The sequence below is a fragment of the Actinomadura sp. WMMA1423 genome, assembly GCF_006547145.1.
Lineage (GTDB): Bacteria > Actinomycetota > Actinomycetes > Streptosporangiales > Streptosporangiaceae > Spirillospora.
In genome coordinates, this window is the sequence record NZ_CP041244.1 from 7,261,751 (window position 1) to 7,274,904 (window position 13,154).

The window sequence follows — 13,154 nt, forward strand, 5'->3', positions numbered from 1 at the left end:
CCCGGGGGACCATGATCGAGCATCGGGGGGAACGATGAGCGACGGCGCGTCCGACAAGGCCGAGCCCGAACGGGAGCGGAACGAGTCCCGCGAGGAGTCGGAGGGCCTGACCGGCAGGACCATCCAGCCGGACAGGCGGGCGCAGCCCGCCGAGGGCCCCGACGTCCATCTCGACGTCCCGGAACTCAAGGTGGAGGAGATCTCCTTGGAGGTCGAGAACCTGGAGGCGCACGTCTCGCTCGTCGCCGAGGTGCTCGACCTGCTCAAGCTGAACGTCGGCGCGGACGTGTACCTCGGCAAGGTCAAGCTGGAGATCAAGGGGGTCGCGGCGGAGGCCGAACTCCAGGTCCGGCTGGACAACGTCGCCATCATCGTCGACCGCGTCCTGACGACCCTCGACCGCAACCCGGAGATCCTCCAGCACATCGGACGCGGCCTGGAGTCGGCGGTCAGCGACATCGGTTCCGGAACCGGTTCCGCCGTGGGTGAGGTCGGCAAGGGCGCCAGGGGCGCCGTCGAGGACGTGGGCCGCGGAGCCGGCGGCGCGGTCGAGAGCGTCGGCGAGGGCGCGGGCGGCGCGGTCAAGGACGTGGGCGAAGGCGCGGGCGGCGCCGTCAAGGACGTCGGCAAGGGCGCGGGCGAGGGCGTCAGCGAGGTGGGCCGAGGCGCCGGGCGCGCGGCCGAAGAGGTAGGCGAAGGCGCGGGCGAGGGTGTCAGCGAGGTGGGCAAGGGCACCGGCCGCGCGGCCGAACAGGTGGGCGAGGGCGCCGGCGAAGGCGTCAGCGAGGCAGGCAAGGGCGCGGGCCGCGCCGCGGAAGGCGCAGGCGAAGGCGTCCGAGACGTAGGCAAGGGAGCAGGCGGCGCAGCCGAAGCCGCGGGCGAGGGCGCGGGCGGCGCGGCGGAGGCCGCGGGCAAGGGTGCAGGCGGCGCGGCCGAAAACGTCGGGAAGGGCGCGGGCAGCGCGGCTGAGAACGCAGGGGAAAGCGCCGGACAGGCCGCCGAGTCCACAGGCGGGGATGTCGCGGACACCGCGAGCGAGACAGCCGAAAACGCCAAAGGGGCCACCGACACGGCGACTGAGAACTCCACAGCCCCGGACGGAGAGAAGGCAGAGCCCGAGAAGCCGTCCGACCAGGGCGAAGAGGGAGCAGAACGCGAGGGTTCCTCAGAGCAGGACGGCCAGGAGCCGGAAGCCGAGAACGCTACCGACCAGGACGAGAAGCGAGCGAAGCCAGAGGAGTCTTCCGGCGACGAGGACGACGAACCGGAGGGCAAGCAGAAGAACGCGAACGGCGCGGAGCACTCCGACGGAGAACACGAGATTACGGAACTCCAGGGCGCCCTCCGCGAGACCGAGGAATCCGTCCGCGAGCTGGGCAAGGCCCTCATGCGGATGGTCTCTCCAGGAGGAGGCAAGCGCTCGTGAACCCCGGTGACCACCCCGAGGCCGAACTCCGGCGCAAGGCGGACATCCTCTTCACCGCCAAGGTGAAAGCCGACGAACTCCGCTTCGAGACCGTCCCCGACGTCTCAGTCGAGTTCACCGAGGGCTCCTCCGAGGAGTCGACCTCGGGAAGCGTCCGAACCAACCTTCCGGACAAGGTCAAAAAGGAAACCACCTACCGAGACATCCAGATCGACTACGCCATAGCCGCCAAACTCCCCGACCTCGACTAACCCAAGCCCCGGCTTCGTCCAGCTCGTTGAACTGCCCAATCCTCTAGGGCGAAACTCCGGTGCCAGTTTCGCCCCCTGTCGCGGTGGGGTGCGCGGACGGGCCGCGCGTGTGACCATTGGTGGGTGAGCGAGTGTGTTTTCTGCGGGATTGTTGCGGGGCGGCTGGCGTCTTATCGGGTGCTTGAGGACGAGTACGCCGTTGCGTTTCTTGACATCGCTCCGGCTGCGCCGGGGCACACGCTGGTCGTCCCGCGTGAACATGCCGCCGATATCTGGTCCATTTCCGAGACTGTCCACGCGCATGTCGCCCGGATGGTGCATCGAGTCGCCGCCCTGGTGAAGGCGGCGCTGGCTCCTGACGGGGTCAACGTCGTCCACTCCACTGGCGAAGCAGCCGGGCAGGAGGTCTTCCACTTCCATACGCACGTGGTGCCGCGTCGCCATGGTGATGACCTGCGCCCGATGTGGAGCTCCCAACCGGCCTCGGGGCACGAACTCGAACGGACCTTGGCGCGGATCGCTGCGGCCCGCTGATGCGGCCGCGCGGTGCGGTCGTCCGGCCCGGTCCGGGCGCCGATGCGTTGTCCCTGTTCGAGTGGACCCTTCGGGAGCGTTGACGGCTGTTATGGGCTGGGGTCGCTGGGTGCGTGGTGGAGTCAGCGCAACAGAGTGTTGGCCAAGGTGATGCCGTGCAGGAGGCGTAGCCTGCGCAACTCGTAGTAGGCGAGCGCGGAGACAGTCACCGGCGCCCCGAGCAGCAGCGCCAGGGCCAGGACGTGTGGAACTCCCTTGTAGGAGTCGTCGAAGAGGTTGACCACGGCCACCACCCAGGACGCCGCCACGCTCACCAGGGGCGGCACCACTTCGTGGATGTCGGCCGTCCGGAACACGTTGGTCAGTGAGAGGACGATGCCGTAGAGGGCGAAGGGAAGCATCCAGAGGAAAAGGACCACACCCATGGGGATCATCACCACCGGCCCTGCCGCGTCGCGCGCACCCTCCAGATCGGGTACGGCCGCGAGCACGAACGTGAACATGGAGCCGAACATCGCCGCGACCGCTATCAACGGGTAGCGGAGCCGGCGGGCGAACGCGCCACGGTTCGGCGGGCGGGCGACCACGACGAAGGCGCCCACGACCAGTGGCAGGACGCAGGTGAGGATCAGGACGTTGATCCAGGCGTCGCCGAACCGCTCGCTCGCCAGCTCCTTGGGGGCGGTGACCCGGTAGACCGCGGCCACGGCGAGAGTCACCACGATGCCCGCCCAGGCGCGGGCGACCTGCAGCTTCCGGACCCGCACGTCGACGATCAGATCCGGCCGTGAAGGCCGGAACACCGCCCGCGCGGCGAGGAACGGGTTCAGCCTCCGGAGGATCCGCCTCGCCCGCGACGGCGGACGTGGGGGCGGCGGAGGTCCGGGCGGCCGGTACGGCGGGTGCGGGGGCGGATAGGGAGGCTGGGGCGGATACCGCGGTGGGTGCGGAGGCGGGCCCTGCCACCAGGGCGGTGGTGCTCCGTATCCGGGTGGGGGCGGCGGGTACTGCGGCGGAACGGGCGGCGGCCTGTGCCCGCCCTGTCCCCATGGTGGACCAGCAGGACCTGTCACCGAGGGCTCCTCCAAGCGCTACCGCGGACGTCCCGAACACCTGGCCCGGAACCGGCTCGCGACAGATTGTGCATGATCTGTTCGGTTCCGTGGGACGGAAACGTCCCATTCCCAGGCGGCCGCGGCGTTCTTGCGGCGCCATCCGTTCCGGCCCAACGGAGGTTTCGGACTCGCGGGGGTCATGCTTCGACCAGATGTTCGAGAACCGGGGACCTGTCACCGCTCCGGGCTCTAGGGTCGCGTCGTGGCGAACTCCGAAGCTGCCGAGCCCTGCCGGGGGTTCTGGGCCGATTCCGCCCGGATCCGGACCGGCTACCTGGCGGAAGTGCCGACGCACCTGCTGGTGATGAAGATCGCCGAAGAGGTCGGCGAGGTCGTCGAGGCCTACCTCGGGATGACCGGCGGGAATCCCCGCAAGGGCGTCCACAGGACGGCCGCGGACGTCCTGGACGAGTTGGCCGACGTGATTCTGACGGCCGCCGTCCCCATGGTCGACCTGGCAGGCGGCCCTGACCAGGCCGCACAGCACCTGGCCGGACGGCTCGGCACCGTCTCCGCCCGCGAGGGCGCTGCGGGGGGCGCGAACGGCTGGCACGGATCCTTCATCGCGCCCCACGTGCTGCTGCGCCGGCCGGACGGCGCGGTGCTGATGCTGCGCCGCCACAACACCGGCTACCGCGACGGCTGGCTGGCCCCTCCCGCGGGACGGATCGAGCCCGGCGAGGACGTCCTGGCGGCGGCGATCCGCGAGGCCAGGGAGGAGACCGGCGTGACGCTGAACCGCCACGATGCCGTGTTCAGCCATGTCATGCACCGCACGGCCGCGACGTTGCCCGGCCCCTGCCACGCGATCAGCGACTACTGGTTCACCTTCCGCCGCTGGGCGGGCGAACCGCACGCGGCCGAACCCGACAGGGCTTCGGAGGCGCTGTGGATCGATCCGGCGGCTCCCCCGGCCGATCTGATCCCCTACTGCGCGCAGGCCCTCGCCGCGATCGGTCGCGAGGAGGCGTTCAGCGTCCGCGGCTGGACGCCGGGCTCCTGACCGGCGCACGGAACTCGACTCGCCGGTGACGGCGACCGCGCTGAGGGATCGGGCACGGGTGGAGGCGTCGCGGCGTGCCGTCGTCAGGACCCCCCCATGACGGGCGACACGCCGCGACATTCGGTCTTCGGTGTGAGGACCGTGATCGGATGCCCGGCCTGACCCGATCTGTGCCACCAGCAGCGGGGGACTGGTCCGTTCGCGGGCTCGCAGGCCAGGCCGACGGGGACCTACTTTGCCGATTTGAGCTTCTTTTGCTGGTTGGCAGTGAAGCGTGCCTTCTTCTGGCGATTCCCGCAGGTGTTCATCTCGCACCATCTGCGGGTGCGGCTCTGGCTCGTGTCGAAGAAGGCGGCCCGGCAGGTCGGCGATGCGCACAAGGCCAGCCTTCCGTCCCGTTCGCCGGCGAGGATGCTGATCGCGTCGGCGGCGATCACGCTCAGGGCGTCCTCCACGCGGGAGGCCGGGCCGAGCAGCCATCGCCGGGTGTTCTCGGGCGTCAGGACGGCCGCGGCCCGACCCTGAACACTGCAGTCATTGATGACTTGCACCGTGGCCGCGGGAAGAGCCTCCTGGCGCGCGGCGGCCGTCGCGGCGGCGTGGATCGACTCCCTCAGTTCCCGGGCGCGTTCGAGTTGGGCGCTGGTGCAGGACTCCACGGCGAGGCCGTAGACCGCCAGCCAGTCGAGAAGTCGCCGCGGCGTGGGAATGCGCTCCACGGGGTCGCCGCGACGCTCCGTCAGGGTCCCCGTGAAGCTGGTCGCGAGCACCTTGCCGAGACGGAATTCAGGGAGTCCAGCGGGCATGGAACCACCTTAGCCGGTTGCCGCTCGCGTCCGGGCGTGTTAGAACCGTCTTAGATGGTTCTCGGCAGTTCCAGGCGAGACTCCACGACGACCGGGAGGTCTCATGACCCCGCACAGGTCCGCCACCGACGCCGCCCCCGCCGTCGATCGCGGCGCTGTCGCTCCGACCGGCGACGTGCGGGCGTTCGAAGCCCGCGCGACCGACGCCGACCTCGACGATCTGCGCGCGCGACTGGCCGCCGCGCGGCTGCCGGAGGCCGAGACGGTCTCTCCCGCGGCGCCCGGCCCTCGCCGCTGGGACCAGGGCGTTCCTCTCGCCGACCTCGTCGACCTCGTGGACTACTGGCGCACCGGGTACGACTGGCGGTCGTTCGAAGAGCGCCTCGACCGGATCGGCCAGTTCCGCACGACCATCGACGGACTGGGCATCCACTTCCTGCACCGCCGATCCGCGCGCGCGGACGCCACTCCTCTGATCCTGACGCACGGCTGGCCGGGCAGCATCGCCGAGTTCGCCGACGTGGTGGACGGGCTGGCAGACCCGAAGGACCCGGACGCGCCGGCGTTCCACGTCGTGGCCCCGTCGTTGCCGGGTTTCGGCTACAGCGACCGGCCGGCCGCCACCGGGTGGGGGATCGAAAGGATCGCGGCCGCCTGGGTGGAACTGATGGGAAGGCTCGGGTACGGCCGGTTCCTGGCCCACGGCGGCGACTGGGGAGGCGTGATCACCGCGGTTCTCGGCGGCCGGTTCCCGGCGCACGTGCTCGGCGTCCACACGACGCTCGCGCAGGCACCGCCCGGGTTGACGACGGACGGGCTGACGGCGACCGAGCGCGCATGGACCGAGGAGACGCGCGATTTCTGGCTCCACCGCGCGGCGTACGCGAAGCAGCAGGCGACCCGGCCGCAGACCATCGGCTACTCGCTCGTCGACTCGCCGGTCGGGCTTCTCGCCTGGATCCTCGACAAGTTCGCCGAGTGGACGGACACCGAGGACAGCCCGTTCGAGAGGATTTCCAGGGACCGCATCCTCGACGACGTCACCCTGTACTGGCTGACGCGGACGGGCGCGTCATCGGCCCGCATCTACTACGAAAGCCATGCTTCGCTCGACCCGGACCTTCGGGTCGATGTCCCTTCGGCGATCAGCATCTATCCCCGCGACATCGAGAAGTGCCCGCGCCCCTGGGCGCAGGAGCGGTACCGGCAGATCGTCCGGTGGAGGTCGCCCGAAGCCGGGGGCCACTTCCCGTCGCTGGAGGTCCCCGAGTTCTTCGTCAGGGATCTGCAGGAAGGCCTCGCGGCCGTTCTGGCCGCCCAACGGTGAACCGCAGCCCCACGGGCTGTGATGCGAGATCTCCCTTGGGGGTCGCTGTGGACAGAAACGTAACCTACAGGTTACGCTTTCGGTCGTGGACGACGTGGTGAAGGCGATCGCGGACCCGGTGCGCCGGGAGATCCTGGTCATGCTGCGCGGCGGGCGGCTCACGGCAGGGCAGATCGCCGGCCGCTTCGAGATCAGCCGGCCGGCCGTGAGCCGCCACCTGCGGGTGCTCCGGGAGAGCGGGCTGGTACGAGACGAACTCGTCGGCAGGGAACGGCTCTATGAGATCGACCCGGGGCAGTTCACCCACCTTGCCGCCTGGCTCGCCCAGTTCGTCCAGCCGCTCGGCTGGGAGCACCGCTTCGACGCGCTGGAGACAGAGGTCCATCGGACTCGCCGCCAACGCCGTGCCCACGGCACCACCGACGAAGCGAAGGAGAACACCGCATGAACCGTCGACCCACCGGCAGGCTGGTCCGCACCGCCGCCGGAAGTGATCTCGTCCTGACCCGGACGTTCCGGGCGTCCGCCGAGGACGTGTGGGCCAGCGTCACCGAGCCCGAGCGTACGGCCCGCTGGTACGGCCCGTGGAAGGGCGACGCCGCACCGGGCCGGACCATCCAGGTGCAGATGGCGTTCGAGGAAGAGGCGCCATGGACCGCCATGCACATCGACGCATGCGACCCCCCACGGCGGCTGGCCCTGTCGGCGACGGACGAATCCGGTACCTGGCGCTTGGAGCTGCTGCTGTCGGAAACCGATGGCTCGACCGAGCTGCGATTCGTGCAGCACCTCGACACCGAGGAGCAGATCGGCGAGATAGGTCCGGGCTGGGAGTACTACCTGGACATGCTCGTGGCGGCCCGCGACGGCTCACCCCAGCCGGACTTCGACGCCTACTATCCCGCCATGAAGGCGTACTTCGTCGAGCTGGCCGCCGGAGACTGACAGGAAAACCAGGGCGTGGCCCCATGAGGTGCGGCGTGCTGTCGTCATCGCCCCTCCCCACGACGGCAGCACGCCGCGTGCCCGGTATTCGGTCGGGCGGTCACGTTCGGATGCGTGACCAGACCCACTTGCCGCCGGCCGGGTCGCCGGTGACGCCGCACTTGCTCGACAAGGCCTGGACGATGTGCAGGCCATAGCCGCCGTTGTCGTCGAAAGCCTCGGCGGAGAGGTCGAGGTCTTCGAGGGTGAGTTCCTTCGTCGGCTTGGTCTGGGGGAGGGCGTAGTCGGCGTCCCAGACGGCGATGACGATGCCGTGCCCGTCCCGGCTGAGCTGGAGGCGGATCTCCTGGTGCGGTGTCTGCCGGACCGCGTTCGTGACGAGCTCGGACGCGACGAGAAGCGCATTGTCGATGATGTCGAAATAGTTCCAGTTGCGGATTCGTGCCTCCACCAGGGTTCGCGCCAGTCCCACTGCGGACGGTGTTCCAATAAGGGGCATAAGTAGATCCCCACGCGCCGTCATCCCCATCGCCCCGCCCTTGTCCGAGGTTCCGATTTCCTGTGACAAGGATCACCAGGAGTCTTAGGGTTGACCTGTACAAACAACATTGCAAAACAGGAGTACTCGTGCCCCTCGTTCGCGATCCCCTGGATCCACAGATCTCCATGTACCACTTCCTGGCCTTCTACCTGCGATTCCTTCGAGAGAAGGCAGGGCTCTCGCTCACTCAGGTCGGAAAGATCATCGGAGTTACCAGGTCTTCTGTTTGCAACATCGAGGCGGGAAGGCAGCGACCCCAAGAAGATCACCTGGTGAAGCTGGACGAGAAATATGGCACCGGCAGGCTATTGCAGCTATTGCTCTGGTTTGCCCGAATGATGCACGATCCGGACTGGGGGAGGCAGCTCGACAAGTATGAGGAGGAGGCAATTTCGATCAAGACCTATCACGGTCAGGCCGTGCCCCTGGCGCTCCAGACGGACGACTACACCTGGGCCTGCGTTGAGGCGAGCAGATTCAAGGATCTGGATGCGACCATGGCGCGTCGGGTCGCGCGGAAGCGGGCGTACTGGGAGAAGGGAGGCTCGCTCCTGACCTGGGCGGTGATTGACGAGGGTGTGTTGGCTCGCATGGTCGGTGGCCCAGACGTCATGAAAAAGCAGTTCGAGCACCTGCTCGCCCTCACCGAACTTCCGCACGTGAGCCTGCGCATCATCCCCTTCTCGTCGGGTGCACACATGGGTTTCGAGGGGTCGGTGCAGATACTTGGCCTGGAAGATCGTGACGTCGCGTACTCCGGTGCCCAACATGGCGGACGCCTGATCGAAACGCCTGGCGAGGTTCGGGAGTTGTCCGTTATGTTCGATCGCATCGGCGTAAAGGCTGCCCCCGAGGAAGCCTCTCGCGAGATCATCAAGCAGTATGCGGAGCGACTCACATGATGCAGCAGTGGCGGAAGAGTTCGTACAGTGGCGGCGTGAATGATGAGCATTGCGTTGAGCTGGCCCGTCTTGCTCCCGGCGTCGGGATTGGGCTGAGGGACAGCAAGGACCTGGGCGCGGGACATCTCACGCTCTCCGTCGCGCAGTTCGTCGACGTGATCGAGCAGATCAAGCAGACCGCGGACCGCTGACCGTCCTCCCGTCTGGCTCGTCCGCCGGACTCCGGCCGGTCCCCCCTTCTCGCGGCGGGCCTCATGGCTTCCCGGAGAGGGCAGGGCCACCCTGTCCGTCCCGGCGCCGGGCACACCACGCTGAAGTCCGGGCTTGAACCAATGGCCGCCGCCCGGCAGGAGCGCTGGTCTGGGCTTCGGAACAGGGCCCCTTCGTCCATGCGGGCGGTGTTCCGGCCGGTATCGGGCCTGAGCGGCGCCCTTACGGGGATGTGCCGAGCTCACGAGGAGAAATGTCATGGCGAGCGGCGCCGATTCTCCTAACAGGAAGCGGCCAACGGCATCTCAAAGCCGATAGTGATCTGCCGCGAACCATCTCGATGGCCGTTATCTGGGCTTTCGTGTTGGACGGACGCGTCCGGGGGTGATCTTGAGGTCCCCGTCAAGGCCCCGTAGGGCCCTAAGGCCCTAGGGTGCTTTCTCCCTGGATTCATACGCTCTTCCCACCGGATCGGAAATGCGTAGCCACGCAGGGAGAATTCATGAAGAGCGTGAAGACGAAGTCGGCCCGCCTCGCCGTGATCGGCGCCGGAGCGGCCGCTGTGGTCGCCGTCCCGACCATCGCACTCGCGAGCCCGGGATCGGGCTCCTCCGCCGCCGGGCAGGTGGCGGCGCACGGCAAGACCGTCCAGGCCGCGGGCCCGCACTGCGACGCCGGCTGGGCCGTCAAGGTCCAGCGCAAGACCAAGTACCGCAAGCCCACGGGCGAACGAGACGTTCTGATCAACAAGTCGAAGCGGTCGGTGAAGCGGACCTACACCCTCACCAAGCACGCGACGACGAAGTGGAACGTCAGCGCCGAGGCCTCCGGGTCCTTCAAGGCCTGGATCTTCGCCGAGGTGAACGTGAAGATCGGCGGCGGCTTGGAGAAGTCGTACAGCATCACCGCCACGGAGAGCCACGAGACCTCGGTCCCGCCGAAGACGACGCTCGTGGTCACCCGCGGCTTCCAGATGCGCCGGGTCTACGGGAACACGTACTACACGTGGAGCAACTGCAAGACCGGGAAGTTCAAGAGCTTCCAGCTGACCGCGCCTTACGGCCGGTACACCGCGTTCGATTAGATCGGCGTTCGGCAAGCCGACAGCAGGTGCGGAAGTGGCGGCCTTTACGGGGAGCGCGAGGCTCCGCGTAAAGGCCGTCTCGCATTGCCGCCACGTCCCGCCGGAGGGTTCGCACCACAGACCCCGCATCGCGTCGGCTCGTCCCGTCAGCCTCGGCGGACGCCCTTGCCGGCCCACCCGCCTACGCTGTACTGCGACCGGTGCTGGTCGACTCGGCATCACGCTCGGGACGGCAGATCTCGGCCCACACCTCGTCGAGGGAGAGGCCGAGGACCTCGGCGATCGCCGCGATGGTCGAGAAGGCGGGGGTGGCCACGCGGCCCGTCTCGATCTTCCGGAGGGTCTCCGGGGAGACGCACGCGTCGAGCGCGGTGTCGAGGATCGAGCGCTCGCCCCTGGCCCGGCGCAGGAGGGCGCCGAGGCGCTGCCCGCGTTCGAGCTCCGCGGGGGTGAGCGGCAACCTGACCATGACCCGATTCTAGTACCGGTATAGTATGACCGGTATAGTTATTGGTGACGTTGAGATGGGCGCAGCATGATCGAGATCCTGAACCCCAGCGAACTGGCCCGAGCCAAGGACACGGGCGCCCTGGTCGCCGACATCCTGCAGACGCTGAGGAGCCGCACCTCGGTCGGCACGAACCTCCTGGACATCGACCGGTGGACCAAGGAGATGATCGTCGAGGCGGGAGCGGAGTCCTGCTACGTCGACTACGCGCCGTCCTTCGGGCGCGGTCCGTTCGGGCACTACATCTGCACCGCCGTCAACGACGCCGTCCTCCACGGGCTGCCCCACGACTACACGCTCGCCGACGGGGACCTGCTGTCGCTCGACCTCGCCGTCTCCCTGGAGGGAGTCGCCGCGGACTCGGCCATCAGCTTCATCGTGGGCGAATCGAAGCCCCCGGAGAGCGTCGCGCTGATCAACGCGACCGAGCGCGCGCTGCGGGCGGGGATCGCCGCCGCCGGGCCAGGGGCCCGCACCGGCGACATATCCCACGCCATCGGCTCGGTCCTGCGCGAGGCGGGGTACTCGATCAACACCGAGTTCGGCGGTCACGGCATCGGATCGACGATGCACCAGGACCCGCACGTCTCCAACACCGGACGCCCCGGCCGCGGGTACAAGCTGCGCCCCGGGCTGATGCTCGCCCTGGAGCCGTGGGTCATGGCTGACACCGCCGAACTCGTCACCGACGCCGACGGCTGGACGCTCCGCAGCGCGACGGGCTGCCGCACGGCCCACAGCGAGCACACGATCGCCATCACCGACGACGGCGCCGAAATCCTCACCCTCCCGTCGCACGCGCGCCCGTAAGGTCAAGCCGCCCCAGCGCTCCAGCCTTCCTCTTGCTCGGTCGATGCCTGCGTGTCCGGGGCGCGCCGTTCCGCGCGCTCCGCTTCGCGCCCCTCCCGCTGTCCGTGCGGGTCGCCTGCCTCTGTGTCGCCATCACGCGCCGCGGAAATCCTGCTCCGGCGCGCCGTTCGCGTCCTGCTCCCGGGCCGCACCCGCTCGATCACCCTGGTTGTGATAGCGGCAATTGGGACACAACATACTTCCAAGTGGTCGCGCCGTGCGAGTGGACCTAAAATGGGACGGTGAAAGATTTCATGGCTTCTATGAAGAGCAGCATCCGCTCGGTGACACTGAGGTGGCCCGACTGCTCGGTGGCGTTGAAATGAAGCCCGTCCCCGCCGTGCTTGCTGAGCTCGGCTGGAAGTCCTAGCTAGGCAGATCGTGGTGGAGGCGTATTCGGAGTTGGATGCCGCCGCCATTGCTGCACTGGTGGCAAGAAGGGATGTCTCGGTGGTCGAGGTTGTGCGAGCGGCGCTCGCACAGAAGCGGGCCACTGAACCGACGCTGCGGGCGTTCCGCAAAGATTTCACCGCGCAGGCGCTTGCGGAAGCGAAAGAGATTGACCGTGCGGTGGCCGAGGGGGCACGGCTGCGGTTGGCCGGAGTGCCCATCGGAGTCAAGGCATGGGGCGGGCTGGATGATTTCCAGACGGTTCGGCTGAGGCGGGAAGGGTGTGTCGTCATCGGCCTCACTTCCGTGCCGAAATCGACCACCGGGTGGCAGACCTGGGGGTATACAGAGCGCGGCCCGACGGTCAACCCGTGGTGTTCGGACCGGACGCCGGGCGGTTCATCGGCGGGTTCCGCTGCGGCGGTGATGGCGGGGGTCGTCCCGCTTGCCACTGCCAGTGACGGTGCCGGATCCACTCGTATTCCTGCCGCATGGTGCGGTGCCATCGGGCTCAAGCCCACCAACGGGCGACTCCCGGCCCGCGATTCTGCGGGACTCAACGTTCCCGGTGCGATCGTCCGCTCGGCCAGGGACGCCGCGCTGCACATGTCCGTCCTCCTGGATGAGGCAGCGATCGGAGCCGCCAAGGACAAGGGTCTCGCAGCCACCTGGTCCGCGAATCTGGGGTATGCCGATGTCGACTCCGAGCAGGCGGAGATCGCTTGGGCGGCTGTTGGTCGCCTGGTCGGCGCGGGCCATGTGAGATGGCATCGGGCCAGAGCCGATCTGCTCGACCCCGAACCCGCCTGGATCGCGATTCGCGGCGGCGGCGATGGCCTCGTCGCTGCCGAAACCGTCCGGCGAGTCAACAACGCGAGGCTGCAACAGCTCTTCAACGATGTCGATGTGCTGTTCACGCCTACGACACCGGGGCCTCCGCATGGGCACCAAGGTCCTGGCAGCACAATGTCGGTCAGTCTGACCTGGGCGTTCAACATCAGTGGACACCCCGCCATCAGCATCCCTGCCGGCCAGGCCGCCGACGGCACTCCGGTGGGGCTGCAGGCCGTCGTACGACACGGCGAAGAGGGTGTTCTCCTGCGGTTGGCCGCCGACCTTGAACGCCTGAATCCCTGGCCGAAACGGGCACAGCCGACCGGGCCGGACGGTCAGCCCAGTGCGAGACTCCGCCCCTGACCACTGGCTCCGGGAGGTCGAGGTGGCCGGTCTTCGCGGTGGCGAGGAAAGCGGTTCAGACATCCG

The 13,154-nt window shown here is 68.4% G+C and carries 16 protein-coding genes; 12 read left to right on the plus strand and 4 right to left on the minus strand.

Annotation, left to right across the window (positions count from 1 at the left end; all coding sequences use genetic code 11):
• Window positions 1-34: 34 nt before the first annotated feature.
• From FKD65_RS44545 to FKD65_RS33715, 3 genes are all read left to right on the plus strand, one after another.
• A complete protein-coding gene (locus tag FKD65_RS44545) occupies window positions 35-1,426 on the plus strand; it encodes a hypothetical protein (RefSeq protein ID WP_168221276.1) in 1,392 nt (463 codons plus the stop codon).
• Window positions 1,423-1,677, plus strand: coding sequence for a hypothetical protein (locus tag FKD65_RS33710; protein WP_141582445.1), 255 nt, complete (start codon window positions 1,423-1,425; stop codon window positions 1,675-1,677). Before FKD65_RS44545 ends, FKD65_RS33710 begins: the two co-directional genes overlap by 4 nt.
• 123 nt (window positions 1,678-1,800) lie before the next feature.
• Window positions 1,801-2,211, plus strand: a complete 411-nt coding sequence (locus tag FKD65_RS33715) for an HIT family protein (protein ID WP_141582447.1) — start codon at window positions 1,801-1,803, stop codon at window positions 2,209-2,211.
• Between the two features lie 122 nt (window positions 2,212-2,333).
• Here the strand turns inward: FKD65_RS33715 and FKD65_RS33720 are convergent, their stop codons facing one another.
• On the minus strand, window positions 2,334-2,978 hold the full coding sequence (locus FKD65_RS33720; RefSeq protein ID WP_168220890.1) for a hypothetical protein: 645 nt from the start codon (window positions 2,976-2,978) through the stop codon (window positions 2,334-2,336).
• 550 nt (window positions 2,979-3,528) lie between these two features.
• Here FKD65_RS33720 and FKD65_RS33730 point away from each other — a divergent pair.
• Entirely contained in the window at window positions 3,529-4,329 is an 801-nt protein-coding gene (locus FKD65_RS33730; protein WP_141582454.1) for an NUDIX domain-containing protein, read from the plus strand.
• A 230-nt stretch (window positions 4,330-4,559) separates the two neighbouring features.
• Here the strand turns inward: FKD65_RS33730 and FKD65_RS33735 are convergent, their stop codons facing one another.
• Entirely contained in the window at window positions 4,560-5,135 is a 576-nt protein-coding gene (locus tag FKD65_RS33735; protein ID WP_141582456.1) for an ABATE domain-containing protein, read from the minus strand.
• A gap of 103 nt (window positions 5,136-5,238) precedes the next feature.
• On the opposite strand from FKD65_RS33735, the gene FKD65_RS33740 reads away from it, so the two are divergent.
• The 3 genes from FKD65_RS33740 (at window position 5,239) to FKD65_RS33750 (ending at window position 7,407) form a co-directional block, all read left to right on the plus strand.
• Window positions 5,239-6,462 (plus strand): epoxide hydrolase family protein, encoded by a 1,224-nt coding sequence (locus tag FKD65_RS33740; protein ID WP_141582458.1) that lies wholly within the window; start codon window positions 5,239-5,241, stop codon window positions 6,460-6,462.
• An 85-nt stretch (window positions 6,463-6,547) separates the two neighbouring features.
• A complete protein-coding gene (locus tag FKD65_RS33745) occupies window positions 6,548-6,910 on the plus strand; it encodes a metalloregulator ArsR/SmtB family transcription factor (protein WP_141582460.1) in 363 nt (120 codons plus the stop codon).
• Window positions 6,907-7,407: an SRPBCC family protein gene (locus tag FKD65_RS33750; protein ID WP_141582462.1), complete on the plus strand. Its 501-nt coding sequence runs from the start codon at window positions 6,907-6,909 to the stop codon at window positions 7,405-7,407. Before FKD65_RS33745 ends, FKD65_RS33750 begins: the two co-directional genes overlap by 4 nt.
• A gap of 100 nt (window positions 7,408-7,507) precedes the next feature.
• Here FKD65_RS33750 and FKD65_RS33755 read toward each other — a convergent pair whose 3' ends face one another.
• Window positions 7,508-7,936, minus strand: a complete 429-nt coding sequence (locus FKD65_RS33755; protein WP_141582464.1) for an ATP-binding protein — start codon at window positions 7,934-7,936, stop codon at window positions 7,508-7,510.
• Between the two features lie 137 nt (window positions 7,937-8,073).
• Here FKD65_RS33755 and FKD65_RS33760 point away from each other — a divergent pair, with 137 nt between their 5' ends.
• The 3 genes from FKD65_RS33760 (at window position 8,074) to FKD65_RS33770 (ending at window position 10,144) form a co-directional block, all read left to right on the plus strand.
• Window positions 8,074-8,850: a helix-turn-helix transcriptional regulator gene (locus FKD65_RS33760; protein ID WP_302931623.1), complete on the plus strand. Its 777-nt coding sequence runs from the start codon at window positions 8,074-8,076 to the stop codon at window positions 8,848-8,850.
• A complete protein-coding gene (locus FKD65_RS33765) occupies window positions 8,850-9,041 on the plus strand; it encodes a DUF397 domain-containing protein (protein WP_141587240.1) in 192 nt (63 codons plus the stop codon). Before FKD65_RS33760 ends, FKD65_RS33765 begins: the two co-directional genes overlap by 1 nt.
• Window positions 9,042-9,562: 521 nt before the next feature.
• Entirely contained in the window at window positions 9,563-10,144 is a 582-nt protein-coding gene (locus FKD65_RS33770; protein ID WP_141582468.1) for a hypothetical protein, read from the plus strand.
• A 181-nt stretch (window positions 10,145-10,325) separates the two neighbouring features.
• On the opposite strand, the gene FKD65_RS33775 is transcribed toward FKD65_RS33770, so the two are convergent.
• Window positions 10,326-10,613: a helix-turn-helix domain-containing protein gene (locus tag FKD65_RS33775; protein ID WP_141582470.1), complete on the minus strand. Its 288-nt coding sequence runs from the start codon at window positions 10,611-10,613 to the stop codon at window positions 10,326-10,328.
• A gap of 66 nt (window positions 10,614-10,679) precedes the next feature.
• Between FKD65_RS33775 and map the strand changes: the two genes are divergently transcribed.
• Both map and FKD65_RS33785 read left to right on the plus strand, forming a co-directional pair.
• Window positions 10,680-11,462, plus strand: coding sequence for a type I methionyl aminopeptidase (gene map, locus FKD65_RS33780; RefSeq protein WP_141582472.1), 783 nt, complete (start codon window positions 10,680-10,682; stop codon window positions 11,460-11,462).
• A 423-nt stretch (window positions 11,463-11,885) separates the two neighbouring features.
• The gene (locus tag FKD65_RS33785; RefSeq protein WP_141582474.1) at window positions 11,886-13,088 is read left to right on the plus strand and encodes an amidase; all 1,203 of its coding nucleotides are present in this window, start codon (window positions 11,886-11,888) and stop codon (window positions 13,086-13,088) included.
• Window positions 13,089-13,154 lie beyond the last annotated feature (66 nt).

Bases quoted from the DNA above. Each gene is read 5' to 3' on its own strand.
- FKD65_RS44545 (WP_168221276.1), top strand. From the start codon at position 35: ATGAGCGACGGCGCGTCCGACAAGGCCGAGCCCGAACGGGAGCGGAAC.
- FKD65_RS33735 (WP_141582456.1), bottom strand. From the start codon at position 5,135: ATGCCCGCTGGACTCCCTGAATTCCGTCTCGGCAAGGTGCTCGCGACC.
- FKD65_RS33740 (WP_141582458.1), top strand. From the start codon at position 5,239: ATGACCCCGCACAGGTCCGCCACCGACGCCGCCCCCGCCGTCGATCGC.
- FKD65_RS33750 (WP_141582462.1), top strand. From the start codon at position 6,907: ATGAACCGTCGACCCACCGGCAGGCTGGTCCGCACCGCCGCCGGAAGT.
- FKD65_RS33755 (WP_141582464.1), bottom strand. From the start codon at position 7,936: ATGGGGATGACGGCGCGTGGGGATCTACTTATGCCCCTTATTGGAACA.
- FKD65_RS33760 (WP_302931623.1), top strand. From the start codon at position 8,074: ATGTACCACTTCCTGGCCTTCTACCTGCGATTCCTTCGAGAGAAGGCA.
- FKD65_RS33765 (WP_141587240.1), top strand. From the start codon at position 8,850: ATGCAGCAGTGGCGGAAGAGTTCGTACAGTGGCGGCGTGAATGATGAG.
- FKD65_RS33770 (WP_141582468.1), top strand. From the start codon at position 9,563: ATGAAGAGCGTGAAGACGAAGTCGGCCCGCCTCGCCGTGATCGGCGCC.
- FKD65_RS33775 (WP_141582470.1), bottom strand. From the start codon at position 10,613: ATGGTCAGGTTGCCGCTCACCCCCGCGGAGCTCGAACGCGGGCAGCGC.
- map (WP_141582472.1), top strand. From the start codon at position 10,680: ATGATCGAGATCCTGAACCCCAGCGAACTGGCCCGAGCCAAGGACACG.